The sequence below is a fragment of the Caballeronia pedi genome (genome assembly GCF_001544915.2).
Taxonomy (GTDB): domain Bacteria; phylum Pseudomonadota; class Gammaproteobacteria; order Burkholderiales; family Burkholderiaceae; genus Caballeronia; species Caballeronia pedi.
Genome location: NZ_FCOE02000009.1, coordinates 165,257 through 186,101 on the forward strand (window position 1 = coordinate 165,257; position 20,845 = coordinate 186,101).

The 20,845-nt window shown below is 62.2% G+C and carries 22 protein-coding genes and 2 tRNA genes; 6 read left to right on the plus strand and 18 right to left on the minus strand.

From position 1 onward, the window contains the following. Position 1: 1 nt before the first annotated feature. Complete coding sequence (locus tag AWB80_RS16305) at positions 2–400, minus strand: DoxX family protein (protein ID WP_061175707.1); 399 nt, start codon at positions 398–400, stop codon at positions 2–4. A gap of 103 nt (positions 401–503) precedes the next feature. Between AWB80_RS16305 and AWB80_RS16310 the strand changes: the two genes are divergently transcribed. From AWB80_RS16310 to AWB80_RS16325, 4 genes are all read left to right on the plus strand, one after another. Further along, a complete protein-coding gene (locus AWB80_RS16310) occupies positions 504–1,394 on the plus strand; it encodes a LysR family transcriptional regulator (protein ID WP_061175708.1) in 891 nt (296 codons plus the stop codon). Positions 1,395–1,538: 144 nt separating this feature from the next. After that, positions 1,539–1,949 carry a hypothetical protein gene (locus AWB80_RS16315; protein ID WP_061175821.1) on the plus strand — a complete coding sequence of 137 codons (411 nt, stop codon included), beginning with the start codon at positions 1,539–1,541 and terminating at the stop codon, positions 1,947–1,949. Positions 1,950–2,038: 89 nt separating this feature from the next. After that, positions 2,039–2,115 (plus strand) — tRNA-Pro (locus AWB80_RS16320). A gap of 339 nt (positions 2,116–2,454) precedes the next feature. After that, positions 2,455–2,640, plus strand: coding sequence for a hypothetical protein (locus AWB80_RS16325; RefSeq protein ID WP_143328059.1), 186 nt, complete (start codon positions 2,455–2,457; stop codon positions 2,638–2,640). Here the strand turns inward: AWB80_RS16325 and AWB80_RS16330 are convergent. From AWB80_RS16330 to AWB80_RS16400, 15 genes are all read right to left on the minus strand, one after another. Continuing rightward, a complete protein-coding gene (locus AWB80_RS16330; RefSeq protein ID WP_061175710.1) occupies positions 2,630–3,229 on the minus strand; it encodes a short chain dehydrogenase in 600 nt (199 codons plus the stop codon). The genes AWB80_RS16325 and AWB80_RS16330 overlap by 11 nt on opposite strands. 159 nt (positions 3,230–3,388) lie before the next feature. Continuing rightward, positions 3,389–3,772, minus strand: a complete 384-nt coding sequence (locus AWB80_RS16335) for a MerR family transcriptional regulator (protein ID WP_061175711.1) — start codon at positions 3,770–3,772, stop codon at positions 3,389–3,391. An 87-nt stretch (positions 3,773–3,859) separates the two neighbouring features. Continuing rightward, complete coding sequence (locus AWB80_RS16340; protein ID WP_087131332.1) at positions 3,860–4,264, minus strand: integration host factor subunit alpha; 405 nt, start codon at positions 4,262–4,264, stop codon at positions 3,860–3,862. Positions 4,265–4,324: 60 nt separating this feature from the next. After that, positions 4,325–6,757 (minus strand): phenylalanine--tRNA ligase subunit beta, encoded by a 2,433-nt coding sequence (gene pheT, locus AWB80_RS16345; protein ID WP_061175713.1) that lies wholly within the window; start codon positions 6,755–6,757, stop codon positions 4,325–4,327. Between the two features lie 68 nt (positions 6,758–6,825). Continuing rightward, on the minus strand, positions 6,826–7,839 hold the full coding sequence (pheS, locus tag AWB80_RS16350; RefSeq protein ID WP_061175714.1) for a phenylalanine--tRNA ligase subunit alpha: 1,014 nt from the start codon (positions 7,837–7,839) through the stop codon (positions 6,826–6,828). 193 nt (positions 7,840–8,032) lie between these two features. Beyond that, complete coding sequence (gene rplT / locus AWB80_RS16355) at positions 8,033–8,392, minus strand: 50S ribosomal protein L20 (protein WP_008350196.1); 360 nt, start codon at positions 8,390–8,392, stop codon at positions 8,033–8,035. 28 nt (positions 8,393–8,420) lie between these two features. Continuing rightward, positions 8,421–8,618: a 50S ribosomal protein L35 gene (rpmI, locus tag AWB80_RS16360; RefSeq protein WP_061175715.1), complete on the minus strand. Its 198-nt coding sequence runs from the start codon at positions 8,616–8,618 to the stop codon at positions 8,421–8,423. Between the two features lie 233 nt (positions 8,619–8,851). Continuing rightward, positions 8,852–9,379: a translation initiation factor IF-3 gene (infC, locus tag AWB80_RS16365; protein WP_075644636.1), complete on the minus strand. Its 528-nt coding sequence runs from the start codon at positions 9,377–9,379 to the stop codon at positions 8,852–8,854. Positions 9,380–9,426: 47 nt separating this feature from the next. After that, positions 9,427–11,334, minus strand: coding sequence for a threonine--tRNA ligase (thrS, locus tag AWB80_RS16370; protein ID WP_061175716.1), 1,908 nt, complete (start codon positions 11,332–11,334; stop codon positions 9,427–9,429). A 286-nt stretch (positions 11,335–11,620) separates the two neighbouring features. After that, a tRNA-Val gene (locus tag AWB80_RS16375) sits at positions 11,621–11,697 on the minus strand. 97 nt (positions 11,698–11,794) lie between these two features. Next, a complete protein-coding gene (locus AWB80_RS16380) occupies positions 11,795–14,017 on the minus strand; it encodes a RelA/SpoT family protein (protein ID WP_061175717.1) in 2,223 nt (740 codons plus the stop codon). 35 nt (positions 14,018–14,052) lie between these two features. Beyond that, the gene (locus AWB80_RS16385; protein WP_061175718.1) at positions 14,053–14,406 is read right to left on the minus strand and encodes a RidA family protein; all 354 of its coding nucleotides are present in this window, start codon (positions 14,404–14,406) and stop codon (positions 14,053–14,055) included. A 63-nt stretch (positions 14,407–14,469) separates the two neighbouring features. After that, positions 14,470–15,390, minus strand: a complete 921-nt coding sequence (locus tag AWB80_RS16390) for an alpha/beta fold hydrolase (RefSeq protein ID WP_061175719.1) — start codon at positions 15,388–15,390, stop codon at positions 14,470–14,472. 203 nt (positions 15,391–15,593) lie between these two features. After that, positions 15,594–16,235 carry a CoA transferase subunit B gene (locus tag AWB80_RS16395; RefSeq protein WP_061175720.1) on the minus strand — a complete coding sequence of 214 codons (642 nt, stop codon included), beginning with the start codon at positions 16,233–16,235 and terminating at the stop codon, positions 15,594–15,596. A 2-nt stretch (positions 16,236–16,237) separates the two neighbouring features. Further along, positions 16,238–16,942: a CoA transferase subunit A gene (locus tag AWB80_RS16400; protein WP_061175721.1), complete on the minus strand. Its 705-nt coding sequence runs from the start codon at positions 16,940–16,942 to the stop codon at positions 16,238–16,240. A gap of 221 nt (positions 16,943–17,163) precedes the next feature. On the opposite strand from AWB80_RS16400, the gene AWB80_RS16405 reads away from it, so the two are divergent. Further along, positions 17,164–17,709 carry a LuxR C-terminal-related transcriptional regulator gene (locus AWB80_RS16405; protein WP_061175722.1) on the plus strand — a complete coding sequence of 182 codons (546 nt, stop codon included), beginning with the start codon at positions 17,164–17,166 and terminating at the stop codon, positions 17,707–17,709. Positions 17,710–17,718: 9 nt separating this feature from the next. Here the strand turns inward: AWB80_RS16405 and AWB80_RS16410 are convergent, their stop codons facing one another. Further along, positions 17,719–18,156, minus strand: coding sequence for an acyl-CoA thioesterase (locus tag AWB80_RS16410; protein WP_061175723.1), 438 nt, complete (start codon positions 18,154–18,156; stop codon positions 17,719–17,721). A 27-nt stretch (positions 18,157–18,183) separates the two neighbouring features. Further along, positions 18,184–18,957 carry an SDR family oxidoreductase gene (locus tag AWB80_RS16415; protein WP_061175724.1) on the minus strand — a complete coding sequence of 258 codons (774 nt, stop codon included), beginning with the start codon at positions 18,955–18,957 and terminating at the stop codon, positions 18,184–18,186. Between the two features lie 202 nt (positions 18,958–19,159). On the opposite strand from AWB80_RS16415, the gene AWB80_RS16420 reads away from it, so the two are divergent. After that, the gene (locus tag AWB80_RS16420) at positions 19,160–20,833 is read left to right on the plus strand and encodes an electron transfer flavoprotein-ubiquinone oxidoreductase (protein ID WP_061175725.1); all 1,674 of its coding nucleotides are present in this window, start codon (positions 19,160–19,162) and stop codon (positions 20,831–20,833) included. Positions 20,834–20,845: the final 12 nt, after the last annotated feature.

Sequence of the window (20,845 nt, forward strand, 5' to 3'; positions counted from 1 at the left end):
GTCAACGTCGATTGTCGATGCTCCACGCGCCCGGCCCCGCCGCCGCGATGAACAGATAGATGAACGAGAGCAGCACGGCCGGCTCGCCCTGATTCAGGAGTGGCAGGAAGACATGCCCGTTCGGCGCGTGTCCGATGAAATACGCAAACGCCAGTTCGCCCGACAGCACGAACGCGGCCGCGCGCGTGAAGAAACCGATCAGCACGAGCACGCCGCCGACCAGTTCGATGATTCCCGCCGCGCCGAGCAGCGAGAACAGCGGCAGGCCGTCGAACATCGCGATGTGGGGAACGTGAAAGAGCTTCGCGCTCGCGTGCGTGAGCAGCAGATATGACGCGACGATGCGCAACAGCGCGTGGGCGTAGCCGGCGAGCGAAGCGAAGCGGTCTTGATCGGACATGGCAAGACTCCCGTATAGATGAATTGCGGCCAGTCTATGCAGACATCGCCCGTCGATAAATCCGGATAACATTGGCGTTTTGTTTCCAGCCAGGAAATGATCGATGGACGCACTGACCAGCTTGCGCGTATTTCGCGAAGTCGTCGAGGCAGGCAGCTTCGTGAAAGCCGCCGAGCGGCTCGACATCTCCACCGCGATGACAAGCAAGCATGTCGCCAATCTGGAACGCCAGCTGGGTGTGCGCCTGCTCAATCGCACGACGCGGCACCTCAGCCTCACGGAAGCCGGCAGCGTCTATTACGAGCAATGCAGCGAGGCACTCGACATCCTGCAGGCCGCGGAAGCCGCCGTCGGCGTGCAGACCGCGCAGCCGCAAGGCGTGCTCAAGGTGACCGCGCCGGGCTGGTTCGCCAATCGCACGTTCGCGGATCTGCTCGTCGCGTATCAGGCACGCTATCCCGGCGTGCTCGTCGATCTGCGGCTGGAGAACCGCTTCGTCGATCTCGTCGAGGAAGGCTACGACATGGCGATCCGCGCGACCTCCGAGCCCTCGCCCTCGCTGATCGTGCGGCCCCTGTGCAAGATGCCGTTCGTGCTCGCGGGCTCGCGAGCGTATCTGGAGCAGCACGGCAAGCTGCGCCATCCCGACGATGTCGCGCGGCATCGCTTCGTGTTGCCGACCTACACGAACATCGACTCGGTGACGCTGACTGGCCCGGACGGCGCGTTCATCGTGAAAAATCAGGCCGTGCTCAAGACCAACGATACGTCGATGGCGCTGCAGCTCGTGCGCGCCGGACTCGGGCTCGCGTACTTTCCCGCGTGGATCGTCGAGCCCGAACTGGCGTCGGGCGCGCTCGTGCGTGTGCTGCCGAACTACACGGCATTCGCGCCGTCCGTGTACGCCGTGTACACGAGCCGAAAATACATGACGACGAAGGTGCGGACCTTCATCGACTTCCTGTCCGAGTCGCTGGCAGACCGGCCGATGTGATTAGGATTACTCTTATTCTAGAGTCGTGTTCTGCGTGTGATGATCGCGTCCGTTTCCGGATCGGGCGCTCGATACGCGACAAAAAATTTCATCTTGCGCCCCGCCGGGATCTTCCCCGATACCCGCACGCGAGGCTCGCGCGATATGGATTTTCCCTGGCTTCCCCTGGCATTCAATCTGACTTTGCTGGGGCTGGCGCTGTTCATTTGCCGCGCGTTGAACGCGAGTCAAGGCGCCTTGACGTGGAACGGCGCGCTGCTGTTTCTGGCCCTGTGTCTCTCGGCGATGCTGCTCGACTTCACCTTGACGATGATCTTCGCGTCCGCGGGCTTCAATGCGCGCACGCCGTACGACAGCTTTGGATCGCGGACTGCGTGGAGCGAGCGCATCCTGACGTATCTGATTCCATGCGCGATATCGCTGCTGCTGGCGCTGCGGTTCCGCAGACGTCAGCGCTTCGCGCGCGCGCTCGCGGGTCGTGGGAACAAGACGGATCGCGAAGGTTCAGTGCAGATTCAGACGTCGCCTTACTCGCACTCGGAGCTGACGCTTTGACGCATCGCGAGTGAATTTGCCGTGGGCAACGGCAAAATTGTTCGAAGCAGTTCTACTATTCGTTTCGGTCTGGTATACTTTTGCTCTTTCGGGGCGTAGCGCAGCCTGGTAGCGTACCTGCATGGGGTGCAGGTGGTCGGAGGTTCAAATCCTCTCGCCCCGACCAGAATTGAAAGGCTCTCCGGCTTTTGGCCGGAGAGCCTTTTTCTTTTGTCGCTCGGCCGGAGCATCCAGCGCGATTCTTTGTTGAAGCCCTTTATTCAGACGTTAGAACACGAAAAAACACTTGTGCGTCAGTCAGTTAAGCTCTAATCTTAACGTGACATATAAGGAACGGCGTCCAATGCCTTCGTCTGTCTCAGCGCCCACGCAAGCGCGGCGCATCCGAACCGACCGAACTTCCTCCGCTTTGCGCAAGGAAGTCTCGAGATGGTTCGTTCCGGCGAGCCGCGCGCGCGTCACCCGCTTCGGTCGCATCTACCCGGGCGGAAGCCGCTATGTATGCGTGAGCGCGCCCAAATCCGGCGGCTTCTTCGCGCTGTACTTTTTCCATCACGGCGCCGGCGACTGGCGCATCTATCCACCTTGGGGCGTCGGGCCGAGCATCGTCTACTGGTCGGTCAAGGCGAAGCTGCCGGCATCGCAGGCAGCGGGTCCGAAGAAGCGCTTCCGCGTCGGGATCAAGTCTTAGCCGCGAGCAGCGTCTGACCGGTCATCGATTCATCGACGGCACGCTTGTACACCGTCGCCACATCGGCGGCCGCGATGCCTTGCGATGCATCCTTGCCCATCGAAGCCAGCGTCTCCGCGACCCAGCCCGGACTCACCACGTTCACGCGCAGCTTGCCCTGCAACTCGAGCGCGGCCGCGCGCACGAAACCTTCCACGCCCGCATTGACGATACTCACGGCCGCGCTGCCGACCATCGGTTGCTGCGCGAGCGTGCCGCTCGTCAGCGTGACAGACCCGCCTTCGTTCACGTGACCGATCGCGCAGCGCACGAGATTCACCTGTCCCATTAGCTTGTTCGTGATGCTGAACGCGTAGTCGTCGTCGCCGAGCGCGTCGAGCGGCGCGAACTTCGCCGCGCCGCCGACACTCACGACCGCGCCGACCTTCCCGACCTTGTCGTACATCGCGACGATGCTCGCCTTGTCCGACAGATCGACGGCGACGTCCGAGCCTTTGCGGCTCGCGGTGATGACATCATGCTCGGGATCGAGGATCCGTTTGATCTCCGTGCCCAACATGCCGGTTGCGCCAATGAGCAGCACTCGCATAAGCCCTCCTGAATCGACGTGAAAAGGCCGCGGCGAACGCGCCCGGCGCGGCAACGAGGAAATATGCTACTGCCGTCTCGGAACGCGTGCAGCGCGTCGCCTGGACGAAAAAAATGCCGCGACGAATCGCGGCATGACTTGTATGGGTCGACGAGACGCTCATCCACCGAGGAGGTCGATCACCTGAAGAATATCCTTGCGTAGCTGATCGACATCGACGCCCGGCTGCGCGTGTCCTGACGCTTGCGCTTCGGCATCGATCTCGGCTTCATCGCTGATGGCGCGCCCCTGTGAATCGAGCCGGTTGCGCGCGCCGTTGATGGTGAAGCCCTGCTCGTACAGCAACTCGCGGATCCGCCGGATCAGCAGGACTTCGTGATGCTGATAATAGCGGCGATTGCCGCGCCGCTTGACCGGCCTCAGTTGCGTGAACTCCTGTTCCCAATAGCGCAGCACGTGCGGCTTGACGCCGCACAACTCACTGACTTCCCCAATCGTGAAGTAACGCTTGGCGGGGATCGGAGGCAAGACGACTTTTTCCATCGTCGATCAACCATCTTATAAGTGATGTCGATTGAAGCGCGGTGGCAAGCGATGCGGCACACCGGTCTTTAGCGTGCCGCCGGGACTTCAGCGAGCGAGATCGGACTCCGCTCCCGTTTCGACCAGCGCCTTCAGCTTCTGACTTGCATGAAACGTGACGACCCGCCGCGCGGCGATAGGAATGGCCTCGCCCGTCTTCGGATTGCGGCCCGGACGTTGCGGCTTGTCGCGCAACTGGAAATTGCCGAAGCCGGACAGCTTGACGCTCTCCCCGCTCTCCAGCGCATCGCGGATGACTTCGAAGAAAGCTTCGACCATGTCCTTGGCTTCGCGCTTGTTCAGACCGACGTGGTCGAACAGCATCTCCGCGAGTTCGGCTTTGGTGAGCGTCGGCGTATCGCCGTTTGCGCTCGAGGTCTGGGTATCTCGGGTCATGGCGCTACGCTGCGCCGAAAGAAGGGCTTCGAAATCACTCGAGTTCATTTGGTTCATATCGGTAAAACGGCGCTTGCCATGTTGAGACCTGGCGGCTGAAACGGACGGGCCATCAGGCTATCCGCGCAACCGCGCGCCGTGTACTCGAGCCAGGCGATCCACCAGTGTTTTGATGGCCGTATCGACCGTTTCGTCCTGAAGCGTGCCGCCAGTATCTTGCAACGTTACACGGAAGGCAAGACTTTTCTCATGTGCTCCCAAGCCGCCGGAAGTATTTGATTTTGGACGAAATTCATCGAAAAGCGCAACCCTCGTGACGTGCCTGCAAGCGGTCTCCGAGCGGGCATTTTCGAGCTCGTCGAGAAGCGCCTGAACCGGCACGTGTTGATCCACGACAATCGCGATATCGCGCCGCACGGGCGGAAATTTCGACACTTCGGACGGCACCGGCAGCGCGCGATCCATCAGCGCGTCGGCCTCGATTTCGAACAGGATCGGCGCGTTCGGCAGATCGTACTTTTGCAGCCAGCGCGGATGCAGTTCGCCGATCCAGCCGACCGCGCGCCCCGCGACTTCGATGCGCGCGCTGCGTCCCGGATGCAGCGCCGGATGTTCGGCCTTCACGAAGCGCGGCGCGACGGGCGCGAAGAGCGCTTCGACATCGCCCTTCACGTCGAAGAAGTCGACGTTGCGCGAGGCCGCGCCCCACTGCTCCTCGATCACCGGACCATAGGCGAGGCCGCCGATCATCTTCGGTTGCGCGAAGCCTTCGACCGCCAGCTCGCCCGCCTTCACGGCTGCATCGCGATGGAACACGCGACCCGCCTCGAACACGCGAATGCGGTCCGCGCGACGGTTCAGGTTGTAGCGCAGCACTTCGATCAGGCTGCCGAAGGTCGTCGTGCGCATCACCGAGAGCTGGCTCGCGATAGGGTTCAGAAGCCTGATCGGGTTATCGTTGCCGGCGAAGTCGCTCTCCCACTCGGCGTCGACGAAACTGAAGTTCACCGTCTCCGAGTAATCGCGCGCGGCCACTTCATGGCGCAGCGTGTGGATCGAGCGCTTCGTTTCGTCCGTGATGCGCATCTCGCTGCGCGCGACCGGCGGATGCGCCGGAATCTTCTCGAAACCGTAGATGCGCGCGACTTCCTCGATCAGGTCTTCCTCGATCTCGATATCGAAGCGATACGGCGGCGGCGTGACCTTGAAGGTGTCGCCGTCGCGCTCGAACGCGAGGTTCAGGCGCGTGAAAATCTGCGCGATCTCTTCCGCGCCGATCTCGATGCCGATGATGCGATGCGCGCGCGACACGCGCATCGACACCGGATTGCGCTCCGGCACGTTGACGATCTGATCGTCGACGGGACCGGCCTCGCCGCCGCAGATATCGAGGATCAGGCGCGAGATGCGCTCGATATGCTCGACGGTCGTCGAGTAATCGACGCCACGCTCGAAGCGATGCGCCGCATCGGTCGAGAAGTTGTACTTGCGCGCGCGGCCGCGAATCGAGTCGGGCCACCAGAACGCGGCCTCGAGATAGATGTTGGTCGTGTCGAGCGTCACGGCGGTGCTGTCGCCGCCCATGATGCCGGCAAGGCTTTCGAGATGGTGATCGTCCGCGATCACGCCGACGGTTTCATCGACCTCGATGGTGTTGCCGTTCAGCAGCTTGAGCGACTCGCCCTTCTTGCCCCAGCGCACTTCCATCGCGCCGTGGATCTTGTCGAGATCGAACACGTGCGACGGGCGGCCGAGTTCGAGCATCACGTAATTCGAGATGTCGACGAGCGCGGAAATGCTGCGCTGGCCCGCGCGTTCGAGACGCTCGATCATCCATTGCGGCGACTTCGCGTGCGCGTTCACGCCGCGGATCACGCGGCCGGAAAAGCGGCCGCACAAGTCGGGCGCCATGATCTTCACGGGCAGCTTTTCGTCGAGCTTCGTTTCGACCGCGGGGATATCGAGCGCCTTGAGCGGCGCGCCGGTGATCGCAGCGGTCTCGCGCGCGACGCCGAACACCGACAGGCAATCCGCCTTGTTCGGCGTGAGCTTGATCTCGAATACGGTGTCGTCGAGATTGAGCGTCTCGCGGATGTCCTGACCGACCTTCGCATCGGCGGACAGAATCAGCAGACCGCTGTGATCTTCCGACAGCTTCAGTTCGCGCGCCGAGCACAGCATGCCCTCGCTATCGACGCCGCGCAGCTTCGTGGGCTTGATCGCGAACGGCTCGCCGCCTGCTTCGGCCGGCGGCAAGACCGCGCCGATCAGCGCGACCGGCACCTTGATGCCCGGCGACACATTCGGCGCGCCGCACACGATGTTCAGTTGCGTGCCCGTGCCGGCATCGACCTGACAGACATTGAGCTTGTCGGCGTTCGGATGCTTCGCCACTTCGAGCACCTGCCCGACGACGATCTTCGTGGTCGGCGGCGCGACCGGACGCAGGTCTTCGACTTCGAGACCGGCCATCGTCAGCGCGTGCGCGAGTTCGTCCGTGGAGAGCTTGGGATCGACGAAACTGCGGAGCCAGGATTCTGGGAATTGCATGTGTGTCTACGTTCGAAATGTTTGGAGTCTCTCGATCGCCGCTTCTTGAGCAGCGATCGCCGCGGGCGTCAAGCGAACTGGCGCAGGAAACGCAGATCGTTCTCGAAGAACAGACGCAGGTCCTGCACGCCGTAGCGCAGCATCGTCAGGCGCTCGAGGCCGCTGCCGAACGCGAAGCCGATGTAGCGCTCCGGGTCGAGGCCCATGTTGCGGATGACGGTCGGATGCACCTGACCCGAGCCGGAGATTTCCAGCCATTTACCCGCGTTCTTGCCATGCTCGAACATCATGTCGATCTCGGCGGACGGCTCCGTGAACGGGAAATACGACGGACGGAAGCGCACGAGAATGTCGTCGCGCTCGAAAAATTTCTTGAGGAAATCGGTGTACACGCCCTTCAGGTCCGCGAAGCTGATGTTCTCTTCGATCCACAGGCCTTCGACCTGGTTGAACATCGGCGAGTGCGTGGCGTCGCTGTCGACGCGGTACGTGCGGCCCGGCACGATCACCTTGATCGGCGGCTTGTTCATGCGCGCGTAGCGCACCTGCATCGGGCTCGTGTGCGTGCGAAGCAGGAGCGGCCGGCCATCGGCATCCTTGCCGTCGACGTAGAACGTGTCCTGCATCGAGCGCGCCGGGTGGTTCTCCGGGCTGTTCAGCGCGGTGAAGTTGTACCAGTCGGTTTCGATCTCGGGGCCGTCGGCCACGTCGAAGCCGATGGTGCGAAACACCTGTTCGACGCGCTCCCATGTGCGCATCACCGGATGCAGCGTGCCCGCGTCCGCGCCGCGTCCCGGCAGCGTGACGTCGATGGCTTCGGCCGCGAGACGCTGGTTCAGCAGCGCGTCGGCGAGCGCCTGGCGGCGCGTGTTCAGCGCGGCTTCGACCTGCTGCTTCGCCTGATTGATGCGCGCGCCTGCGGTCTTCTTCGCTTCCGGATCGAGCTTGCCCAGCCCCTTCAGCAATTCGGTCAGCGCGCCGGACTTGCCGAGAAACCGGGCCTTCTCGTTTTCGAGCGTGGTGGTATCGGTGGCGTGTTCAAAGGCGCTTTTCGCGTCGGCGACAATCTGGTCCAGATCCATTGATCCCATCTTTTAACGTCGAAATTCAAACTTAGGTTCGGTTTTGCTCATCCACGCTAGACGATACGCATGTGATGTGCAAAACCGTCCGACCAACAAAAACGGGGCTCGGTGAGAGCCCCGTTTTCTGCCTTTGCGCCGCCGTCAACAACCCGGCGACGAAGAGGCGAACCACGCAGTACTAATTTCGCAATTAGGCTGCAACGGCGGCTTTCACCTGCTTCACGATCGCAGCAAAAGCAGCCTTGTCGAACACAGCCATGTCAGCCAAAACCTTGCGGTCGAGTTCGATCGAAGCCTTCTTCAGGCCGTTGATGAACACGCTGTAGGTCATGTCGTGCTGACGCACCGCCGCGTTGATACGCGTGATCCACAGTGCGCGGAACACACGCTTCTTGTTGCGGCGATCGCGGTAGGCGTACTGCCCTGCGCGCATGACCGCCTGCTTGGCGATGCGATAGACGTTATTGCGACGGCCGCGGTAACCCTTGGCCAGACGGATGATCTTCTTGTGACGGGCCCGTGCGGTAACCCCACGTTTTACTCGAGGCATGTTGCTCTCCTATGAGTGTAAGTTGAGGTTACGCGAACGGCAGCATTGCGCGCACGGAGTTCATATCAGACTCATGAACTCCGGTGATGCCACGCAGATGGCGTTTGTTCTTGGTGGTTTTCTTGGTAAGAATGTGGCGCTTGAACGCTTGACCGCGCTTGACGGTACCGCCCGGACGCACCACGAAGCGCTTTGCAGCACTCTTCTTGGTCTTCATCTTCGGCATGAAACAACTCCAGTTTATTAGATGGTCATGGGTGTGCGGCTGATCCGCCGATGCTGCCAACGAACCCCTTCCCGCCCTTCGAAACCCACGCTCCACTTATGCGCGAACGGTTCGGTGAAGAACCGCCGCCTTTCATGAGCGCCGCCGCCGAAGCGGCCACGCCCTGAAACTTCCGACAATGCCGCGCCAGCCGCCTTGCGACGGCGCGCGATCCACTGTCTTGCTACCTGTGCTTACTTACCCTTTTTCTTCGGGGCAAGCACCATGATCATCTGACGCCCTTCCATCTTCGGCATCTGCTCGACCTGGCCGAATTCATCCAGATCCGTCTTCAGACGTTCGAGCATACGCATGCCAATTTCCTGGTGCGCCATTTCACGGCCGCGGAAACGCAACGTGATTTTCGTCTTGTCGCCGTCTTCGAGGAAGCGCGTGAGGTTGCGCAGCTTGACGTTGTAGTCACCGTCATCCGTGCCGGGGCGGAATTTGACTTCCTTCACCTGCACGATCTTCTGCTTCAACTTCGCTTCGTGCTGCTTCTTCGCTTCCGAATACTTGAACTTGCCGTAATCCATCAAACGGCAGACAGGCGGCGACGCCTGCGGCGCGATTTCGACGAGATCCACGTCGAGCTGTTCCGATTGACGGAACGCTTCGGCCAGCTTCACGATTCCGAGCGGCTCGTTGTCCACTCCGACCAAGCGCACTTCCGGCGCGGTAATTTCACCGTTGATGCGATGTGACGACTTATCAGTAGCGATGTTACGTTTCCTCTAAAAATGAAAAAACAAGCCGCGCTGCGAGTGACTTACTTGAACGCCCGCACTTCCTGCTGCAGACGTTCGAGGAATGCGTCGACCGGCATCACGCCCAGATCGACACCGCCACGAGCACGCACGGCCACGGTTTGCGCATCACGCTCCTTGTCCCCGACGACCAGCAAATACGGAACCTTTTGCAGCGTGTGCTCGCGTATTTTATAGCTAATCTTCTCGTTGCGCAAATCGGACTCCACTCTAAGCCCTTGTTTTTGCAACGATTGGGTCAGATTTCCGGCATATTCAGCCTGACTTTCAGCAATATTCAGCACAACAGCCTGGGTCGGCGCGAGCCACGGCGGCATTGCACCGGCATGGTGCTCGATCAGAATGCCGAGAAAACGCTCCATCGACCCGACGATTGCGCGGTGAAGCATCACCGGACGGCGGCGGCTGTTGTCTTCCCCGACATACTCCGCGCCGAGCCGCTCCGGCAGCACCATATCGAGCTGCAGCGTGCCGCATTGCCACGAACGGCCGAGCGCATCCTTGATGTGGTACTCAATCTTCGGACCGTAGAACGCGCCTTCGCCGGCGAGCTCCTCCCACTGCAGACCGCACGCGGTCAGCGCCTCGCGCAAGCCCTCTTCCGCGCGATCCCAGGTTTCATCGGTGCCGGCGCGCTGTTCCGGGCGCAGCGACAGCTTGATGTCGATGTGATCGAAGCCGAAATCCTTGTACACGCTCATCGCGAGGGTGTTGAAGGCGATCGATTCCGCGATGAACTGGTCCTCGGTACAGAAGATGTGCGCATCGTCCTGAACGAAGCCGCGCACGCGCATCAGGCCGTGCAGCGCGCCCGACGGCTCGTTGCGATGGCACGAACCGAATTCCGCGTAACGCAGCGGCAGATCGCGGTACGAACGCAGGCCGTGGTTGAACACCTGAACGTGACCGGGGCAGTTCATCGGCTTGATGGCGTAGTCGCGCTTTTCGGACTCGGTCGTGAACATGTTTTCACGATAGTTCTGCCAGTGGCCCGACGCTTCCCAGAGCGAGCGGTCCATCACCATCGGAGTCTTGATCTCGAGATAGCCGGCGTCGTTCACGCGACGGCGCATGTACTGCTCGACCTGCTGCCACAGCGACCAGCCCTTCGGATGCCAGAACACCATGCCCGGCGCTTCGTCCTGCAGATGGAACAGGTCGAGCTGCTTGCCGAGCTTGCGATGATCGCGCTTTTCGGCTTCTTCGAGCATGTGCAGGTACGCGTCCTGGTCTTCCTTCTTGGTCCAGGCGGTGCCGTAAATGCGCTGCAATTGCTCGTTCTTCGAATCGCCGCGCCAGTACGCGCCCGCGACCTTCATCAGCTTGAAGACCTTCAGCTTGCCGGTGGACGGCACATGCGGGCCGCGGCACAGATCGATGAAATTGCCGTGGCCATAAAGCCTGATCTCATCGCTTTCCGGGATCGATTCGATGATCTGCGCCTTGTACTGCTCGCCGATGCTCTTGAAGTACTCGACCGCCTCGTTGCGCGACACGACGCGGCGCGACACCGGCTCGTCTTTCTTCGCGAGTTCCTGCATGCGCTTTTCGATCTTCTCGAGATCTTCGGGCGTAAAGGGGCGGCTGTACGAGAAGTCGTAATAGAACCCGTTGTCGATGACCGGCCCGATGGTCACCTGCGCTTCGGGAAACAGATCCTTCACCGCATACGCCAGCAAGTGCGCGGTCGAGTGACGCACGACATCGACGCCTTCCGGGTCTTTGTCCGTGACGATGGCAAGCGACGAATCCTTGTCGATCAGAAACGAGGTGTCGACGAGTTCGCCATTGAGCTTGCCGGCGAGCGCCGCCTTGGCGAGGCCCGCGCCGATCGATGCCGCGACTTCCGCGACGGTCACCGGGTGGTCGTATTGTCGGACCGACCCATCAGGCAAACGTACCGAAACCATATCGTTCTCCAAGACGCTCCGCGCATGCCGAGCGATTCGATTAAGCATTGCCGCGCGACTTCATTTCAGAAATCGCAAGGCAAAAAAAATGCGGCCCCGCTATCGAGGGGCCGCATTCACTTTTCACACATACCGCGAAACAATTTGGCAGAAGGCGAAATAGGTCCTCGACTAGCGTCGCTCCGAATGTGTTTCGGTCAACGTTCGACGTGCCATTTCTTTTCGCCTTTTGCGCTGAGCGCTTCTTGCGGTTCGAAACTCCGGTGAACCGCAGTTTCTGTTTCGTTGGTAGGCTCGATTGGACTCGAACCAACGACCCCCACCATGTCAAGGTGGTGCTCTAACCAGCTGAGCTACGAGCCTGAAAGAAGTGAGATTATATGGAGCGTTTCGGATCTTGGCAAGTGCTTATCTTCAGAAAAATCGAAAATATTCGCCGATCCGTTCAACATCCCGCCGATCACGCACGCCGCGACGCGCGAATCACACCTTGTATCTCACCGAGCAGCGTGCACGCACGCTGAATCTGCGCTGCGTTCGATACTTCCACGGTGAACTGCATATACGCGATATTCCTGCGGCTCTGGCTTTTCACGCCGATCACGTTGATTTTCTCGCGCGCGAACACTTCGGAGATATCGCGCAGCAAGCCCTGCCGGTCCGCTGACTCGACCGACAGATCCACCGGATACACCGATGATCCGCGCCCGTTCATCACTTCGGCGGACCATGTCGTGTGCAGCACGCGCTCGGGCGAGCGCTGGGCCATGCGCTCGAAGGTCGCGCAATCGGTGCGGTGAATCGACATGCCCTTGCCACGCGTGACGAAGCCCGCGATCGGATCGGGCGGCGCCGGACGGCAGCAGCGCGCAAGCTGCGTAAGCAACGCATCGACGCCGACGACCAGCACGCCCGTCGACGCGCCATGCGCGACGCTCTGCCCGCTGCTGCGCTTTTCGAACTGCTCGGGCGCTTCGGGCTCGGGCTCGGGCGGCGGCGCATCGGAGAGCGCCTGTTCGATGTGGCGCAGACTGAACTCTTCCTTCGCGACGACCGCGTAGAGATCCTCGGGCGTCTTGAAGCCGAGCTTCGCCGCCAGTTGTTCGAGGCTGACCGAGGTCTTCCCTTCGCGCTGCAAGGTCTTTTCGACGATCGTCCGGCCCGCCGCGATGTTCTCCGCCGCGTCCGCCGCGAGGAACCACGAACGCACCTTCTGCCGCGCGCGCCCGCTTTGCAGATAGCCGAGTTGCGGATTGAGCCAGTCGCGCGACGGCCCGCCCTCCTTCACCGCGACGATCTCGACCGTCTGGCCGTTCTGCAGCGGTGTATTGAGTGGCACCATTGCGCCGTCGACGCGCGCGCCGCGGCAACGATGTCCCAGCTCACTGTGCAGGTGATACGCAAAATCGACGGCAGTCGCGCCCTGCGGCAACGCGATGACGCGCGCCTGCGGCGTCAGCACGTAGATATGGTCGTCGTCGAGCGTGGCGTCGCGCAGATGTTGCCAGCCCGGCGGCTCGCCTTCGACATCGTCCTTCCACGCGAGCAACTGGCGCAGCCACGCGATCTTCTCGTCGTATTTCTCGTTCGCCGTCACCTGGCCCGCATAGCCGCGCGTGCCGGCCTCCTTGTAGCGCCAGTGCGCAGCCACGCCGTATTCGGCGAACTGATGCATCTCCTGCGTGCGGATCTGCACTTCGAACGCGCGCCCGTCGTCGCCGATCACGACCGTGTGCAACGACATATATCCGTTCGGCTTGGGTCGCGAGATGTAGTCGTCGAACTCGCGCGGGACCGGCTGCCACAGGTTGTGCACGATGCCGAGCACGGTATAGCAGTCCTTGATATCGCCGACAATCACGCGGAACGCGCGCACGTCGTTCAGCTCGGCGAAGTCGAGATGCTTGCCGCGCATCTTCTTCCAGATGCTGTAGATGTGCTTCGGCCGCCCGCTCACGTCGGCCTTGATGTGCGCGGTGTCGAGTTCCTTCTGCAGACGCGCGATCGCCTCGGTCACATAAGTTTCGCGCTCGACGCGCTTTTCATCGAGCAGCTTGGCGATGCGCTTGTAGGTGACCGGATCCTGGAAGCGGAACGAGAGATCCTCGAGTTCCCACTTCAGTTGCCAGATGCCGAGCCGGTTGGCGAGCGGCGCGTAGATTTCTAGCGTCTCGCGCGGCACGTCCGGCGACGGCTCGGTCTTGTGCGCGGCGTGATAACGCAGCGTCTGCACGCGCGACGCAAGCCTGATGAGCACGACGCGGATGTCCTGCGCGAACGCGAGCAACATCTTGCGCAGCGCCTCGACTTGCGCGCGGCGCGCGGCCTGCGCATCGCGCGTGTTCTCGGGCAGTTCCGCGAGCGTCGCGCGCGAGCTCACGGAGCCCAGCCGCAGGAGCTTGCGCACATCGCCGACGAGCCGCTGCACTTCCGGACCGAAACGCTCGGCGATGACCTTGTCCGGATCGTCGAGATGCGGCGCGAGCACGAACAGCGCCGCGGCGGCGACGGCATGCGAATCGACGTTGAGCGTCTGCATGATGCGCGCGGTGCCGACCGCGTGATCGGCGAGCGACTCGCCCGTCGAGACGCGCGCGTCCCCGGCGCGCTCGCGCACGAACGCGAGCGCGTCGTCGATGGACGGCTCGGGCAGCATTTCGGCGCGGACGGCGGTCTCGGTCATGCGGGCAATGCGACGACTTCAGGCGAAGCAGTCGATCAGCTGCGTTGAGCTGCGATCACGACGATTTCGACGAGGCACGCGGGATTGGCCAGCTTCGACTCGACCGTGGCGCGCGGCGGCGTGTTGCCAGCAGCGACCCACGAATCCCACACCGCGTTCATGCCGGGGAAGTGAATCATGTCCGAGATGTAGATCTGCACCGACAGCAGATGCGACTTGTCGCTGTTCGCCTCTTCGAGCAAGCGGTCGATGTGGCCGAGCACTTCACGCGTCTGACCGGTGATGTCCTGCTCCGTGTCTTCCGCGATCTGGCCGGCGAGATACACCGTGCCGTTGTGGATCGCGATCTCGGAAAGGCGCGGGCCGACGTGATGACGAATGACTGCCATTGTGTGTTCCTGATCAATGAATGATGAAAAAACGGGCACCAGCGACGCACGCCCAGCCCAATATTATGCCCCGCTGCCGCCATGTTCGAGAAAGAACCCCCTGGCGACGGCGATTTGATCCTCGACAAGAAAGGCCGGCGCATGCCCCGCGCCCGGAATCTCGGCGCTCGTCACGGCCTGGCCTTTTTCGACCATCTGCGCGACCGTCTCACGCGACAGCAAATCCGAAGTCTCGCCGCGCACGACGAGCACCGGCGTCCTGATCGACGCGAGCGAGTGCCACAGGAACGCTTCGCCGGCGGCGTTCTGTTCGTCGGTCGCCGACGTGAAAGGCGTCGCGATGCCCGGGTCGTAGCGAAAGCCCCACGCGCCATCGCGTTCGTGCAGCAGCGGCGTGTTGATGCTGGCCCACTCCGCGTCCGTCAGCGGCCCGAACGACGACGCGAGCGCCGCCGCGTGACGCACGCCCTCATCGAGCGAAGCGAAGCGCGCCGGCTTGCCGAGATAATCGCCGATGCGCTGAAGCGCGATCGGCTCGATATGCGGCCCGACGTCGTTGAGCAGCATCCTCCTGATCGGCGTGTTCGGCAGCCCGCCGAGCGCCATGCCGATGAGCCCGCCCATCGACGTGCCGAACCAGTCCACCGTCTCCACGTTCAGGCGCGCGACCAGCGTGACCATATCGGCGACATATTGCGCCACGCCGTAGTAGCGCGGATCGGCCAGCCAGTCGGACAGGCCACGCCCGACCACATCCGGACACACCACGCGATAGTCGTGCGAGAACGCCTGCGCGAGCTTGTCGAAGTCGCGGCCCGAGCGCGTCAAACCATGCACGCAGAGCAGCACGCGCGGATTCGCCGGATCGCCCCATTCCGTATAGGCCATGCGATGCAGACCCGCCGGGCTCGCACATTGCACGAAGCGCTGGCGCGGCTCGCTCAGATCGGAATGCACTGCTTCGACGACGATGGATGCGGTCATGGAGAGATCCTCATGGGAAGTGTCCAAACGATTGTAAAGCCCATCAGCCCTGATCGAGCGGAGCCTGGCCGAATGGACGACCCCACTCGCGCGCAACGCAGATGCGGCCACGCGTGCAAAAACAAAGCGGGCGAAGCTTCAACAGCTTCGCCCGCCCCGGTCCGCGCTCACGCCGCACGAGCGGCGTTCAGGTCACATCGCGCTCACTTCACGCTCGTAACATCGAGCGGCGCGCCCGTCTTCTTCTGAATTTCCTCGACGCTCACGCCGTCGGCCAGTTCGACGAGCTTCAGGCCGTTGTCGGTGACGTCGATCACGCCGAGGTCGGTGATGATGCGATCCACGACGCCCACGCCCGTCAGCGGCAGCGTGCATTCGTCGAGAATCTTGTGCTGGTCGCCCTTCGCGACGTGTTCCATCAGCACGACGACCTTCTTGACGCCAGCGACGAGGTCCATCGCGCCGCCCATGCCCTTGATCATCTTGCCGGGAATCATCCAGTTCGCGAGATCGCCCTTCTTGCTGATCTGCATCGCGCCGAGGATCGCCAGGTTGATGTGGCCGCCGCGGATCATCGCGAACGAATCCGCCGACGAAAAGATCGACGAGCCCGGCAACGTGGTCACGGTCTGCTTGCCGGCGTTGATGAGGTCGGCGTCGACTTCGTCTTCATACGGCGACGGGCCGATGCCCAGCAGGCCGTTTTCCGATTGCAGCCACACTTCCATGCCGTCCGGCACGTGATTGGCGACGAGCGTCGGCAAGCCGATGCCGAGGTTCACGTAGAAGCCGTCCTGCAGTTCCTTCGCCGCGCGCGCGGCCATCTGGTCACGAGTCCAAGCCATGATTACGCTCCTTTCGCGCGGACGATACGTTGTTCGATGCGCTTTTCCGGATGCGCATTCAGGACGAGGCGCTGCACGAAGATGCCGGGCGTATGAATCATGTCCGGATCGAGTTCGCCCGTCTCGACGATCTCTTCCACTTCGGCGACGGTGATCTTGCCGGCCATCGCGCACATCGGGTTGAAGTTGCGCGCCGTGCGGCGGTAGATCAGATTGCCGGACTTGTCGGCTTTCCATGCCTTCACGATACCGACGTCCGCCGTCAGCGAATGTTCGAGCACGTAGTGGTTCTCGCCGAACTGGCGCGTTTCCTTGCCGTCGGCGATCACGGTGCCGAAGCCGGTGTTCGTGAAGAACGCCGGAATGCCCGAGCCGCCCGCGCGCAGTTTCTCGGCGAGCGTGCCTTGCGGCGTGAATTCGAGTTCGAGTTCGCCGGCGAGATATTGCCGCTCGAACTCCTTGTTTTCGCCGACGTACGACGAAATCATCTTCTTGATCTGGCGCGTTTCGAGCAGCAGACCGAGGCCGAAGCCATCGACGCCCGCGTTATTGCTGATGCAGGTGATGTCCTTCACGCCGGTGTCGCGCAGCGCGGCGATGAGCGCTTCGGGAATGCCGCACAGCCCGAAACCGCCGACGGCGAACGTCTGCCCGTCCTTGACGATGTCCTCGAGCGCGGCTTTCGCGCTGGGATAGACCTTGTTCATCTGAGTGTCCCTTCCATGTTGAAACCAACTGAAAATCGGCTTTTTGATGCCGCTGATTCGCTGTTACGCGCGCTTCACGCGGCCTTTTGGCGTGACAAGAGAGTACTTTGCCCACTCGATCCGGCACAATACGCAAAAATACATAAGTCATTGCCCGCGCATGTTTGGTTCCCGGCGTCTTTTGGCCGCGAAACGCCAGGCGAGCGCGCGCCCGATCTCTCATGCAAGCACTGGATTATCAAACCGCGTTCCATCTCGCGCCCGTCGGGCTCGTGCTTTCGCGCGAGCGCACCATCGAGGACTGCAACGAACAGCTATGCGCGATCTTCGGGAACGCGCGCGAGGCGCTCATCGGCAAATCGTTCGAGGTGCTGTATCCGTCGCCGGACGAGTTCGCGCGCATCGGCGAGCGCATTGCCGCGCACATCAGCAAGGAAGGCACGTACAGCGACGACCGCATCATGAAGCGCAAGAACGGTGAACTGTTCTGGTGCCACGTGACCGGACGCGCGCTCGATCAGGGCGCGCCGCATGCGGCGGGCGTGTGGACGTTCGAGGATCTGAGCGCGACGCGGCGGGTTGCGATCGAACTGACGCCGCGCGAGCGGGAAATCGCCGCGCAGCTCGTGATGGGCAAGACGAGCAAGCAGATCGGCCGCGTGCTCGAAATCAGCCCGCGCACGGTGGATATCTACCGCGCGCGGCTCATGAGGAAGTACGACACGGGCAACGCCACCGAACTGCTACAGCGGTTGCTCGGCAGCTGACATGCACGCTCAGAGCGCGACCGGCGATCTCGTTTCGATGACCTGCCGCAGATAATCCGGAATCGGCACGGACTTGCCGGCGGCGTAGTCGATCCACACGACTTTCGCCGCGCCGCGCGCGTAGAGCACGCCGGGTGCATCGGCGCGATAGAGCTCGAAGCGCGTGTCGAAACTGCTGCGTCCGGGCTTGCCCACCGCCATCCGCCCGATCACGTCGCCGGGATAATGAAGCTGCTTCAGAAACTCCATCGACGCGTTCACGATCACCGGACCCTGCCCCTCGCCATTGCCGCCCGCAATGCCGATCTCCTCGAACCACGAGATGCGCGCCTGCTCCATGTAGCGGAAATACACGGTGTTGTTGACGTGGCCGAACGCGTCCATGTCGCCCCAGCGGATCGGCATGGACAGGTTGAAGACGGTGTGAAAGTCGTTATGCGTGGTCATTGCTTGCGGTTGGAAGAAAAGCGATGTTCAAAGCGAAAAACCATCGTCCGCCGAGATCACCGAGCCATTCATGAACTGCGATTCGTCGGCGGCGAGCAGCAGAAGCAGGCCGTCGAGATCGTTCGGCGAGCCTACACGGCGGCGCGGCAGCATCGAAACGAGCTTCTGCCCCTGCTCGGTTTTCCAGTGATGGTGATTGATCTCGGTGTCGATGTAACCCGGGCAGATCGCGTTGACGTTGATGCCGTGGCGGCCCCATTCGAGCGCCATCGCCTTCGTCATCTGCACGACGGCGGCCTTGCTCATCGCATAGAGGCCGATTTGCGGAAACACGCGCAAGCCCGCCACGGACGCCACGTTGATGATGCGGTAAGCGGGCTTGGGCGCGCCGTTACCGCGCATGATCATGCGCTTGGCGACCTCCTGCGCGACGAAAAACGCGCCGCGCACGTTCGTGCCGAACACGAACTCGAAGTCCGCGGGCGTGACGTCCGTCAGCTTCTGCGTGGTCGACACGCCCGAGTTATTCACGAGGATGTCGATGGTACCCGCTTCCGTTTCCGCGTGCGCGACCGCCGCCTTGATGCTCTGATAGTCGGTCACGTCGAGCGACACGACATGCGCGGCGCCGCCCGACGACTCGATTTCGGCGCGCAACTCCTTGAGCCGCTCCGTGCGGCGGCTCGCGAGCACCACCTTGGCGCCCGCCTGCGACAGCACCTGCGCGAAACGCTTGCCCAAACCGCTGGACGCGCCGGTGATCAGCGCGACCTTGCCTTCCAGGTTGATCGAACGGCCCATTGTGCTTCCTTGTTCTGTGGTTAACTCAGCCCTGGCTGGCGCGGGGCGCGATGCGGGGCTGTAAGCGTCGACACCGATGGCGCGGGTGCCGTGAATATTAGTACGATCGTGCTAAATTGGCGAGCTTCGGTTGCAGCCTGCTTAACCTTCGCTGAAAATACGCGATCCCGAAAGGGCATTCTAACGGTACATAGGAGCATTGATGACCCCGGCGAGCCTCATCGAGCAATACGGTCCCCGCGAATCGATGGAATACGACGTCGTCATCGTCGGCGGCGGACCAGCCGGTTTGTCGGCGGCCATCCGGTTGAAGCAACTGGCGGAGGAAAAAGGCGTCGAGATCGGCGTATGCGTGCTGGAGAAAGGCTCCGAGATCGGCGCGCACATCCTGTCCGGCGCGGTGATGGACCCGCGCGGGCTGTCCGAACTCATTCCCGACTGGAAGGAAAAAGGCGCGCCGCTCGACGTCGAAGTGACCGAGGACCGGTTCCTGTTCCTCTCGCAGAACGACGCGAAGCAGGTGCCGAACTGGCTGCTGCCCGACAACTTCAAGAATCACGGCAATTACGTCATTTCGCTTGCGAATGTCACGCGCTGGCTCGGCCAGCAGGCGGAGGCGGCGGGCGTCGAAATCTTCCCGGGCTTTCCGGCCGCCGAAGTCCTCTACGCCGAGGACGGTTCCGTGCGCGGCGTCGTCACGGGCAACATGGGCGTTGGCAAGGACGGCGAGCCGACCGAGAATTTCCAGCTCGGCATGGAACTGCACGCGAAGTACACGCTCTTTTGCGAAGGCGCGCGCGGGCATCTGGGCCGCCAGCTCATCGACAAATTCAAGCTCAACCAGAATTCCGATCCGCAGGTGTACGGCATCGGCATCAAGGAGCTGTGGGAAATCGATCCGGTCAAGCACAAGCCCGGCCTCGTGATCCACACCGCCGGCTGGCCGCTCGAACCCGATACCTACGGCGGCTCGTTCCTCTACCACATGGACAACAATCAGGTGGTGGTGGGCTTCGTCGTCGGGCTGGGGTATTCGAATCCGTATCTGTCGCCGTTCGAGGAATTCCAGCGTTACAAGACGCATCCGTCGATCCGGCCGTTCCTCGAAGGCGGCAAGCGCATTTCGTACGGCGCGCGCGCGATCACGGCGGGCGGCCTGATGTCGCTGCCGAAGCTCGCATTCCCGGGCGGCGCGCTCGCCGGCGACGACGCGGGTTTCCTCAACGCATCGCGCATCAAGGGCAGTCACGCGGCGATCAAGTCCGGCAAGATGGCCGCCGAAGCCGCCTTCGAAGCCGTGCAGGCAGGCCGTCAGAACGACGAGTTGACGGCCTATCCGGAAGCCTTCGACACATCGTGGCTCAAGACCGAACTGCATCGCGCGCGCAACTTCAAGCAGTGGATGAGCAAGGGCCTCTACCTCGGCACCTTCATGGTCGGTCTCGAACAGAAGGTGATGGGCGGCAACGTGCCGTGGACGCTGCATCATCAGCATTGGGATCACGAGATGCTGAGGCCGGCGTCGCAGTGCAAGCCGATCGTCTATCCGAAGCCGGATGGCAGGCTCACGTTCGATCGACTCTCGTCGGTGTTCATCTCGAACACGAATCACGAAGAGAATCAGCCCGCGCATCTGACGCTGAAAGACCCGAGCGTGCCGGTCAACGTGAATCTGCGCACCTATGCCGGGCCGGAAAGCCGCTATTGCCCGGCGGCGGTGTACGAGTTCGTGAAGTCCGACGACGGCAACGAACGCCTGCAGATCAACGCCCAGAACTGCGTGCACTGCAAGACCTGCGACATCAAGGACCCGACGCAGAACATCGTGTGGGTCACGCCGGAGGGCGGCGGTGGGCCGAACTATCCGAACATGTAAGGTCTGAATACG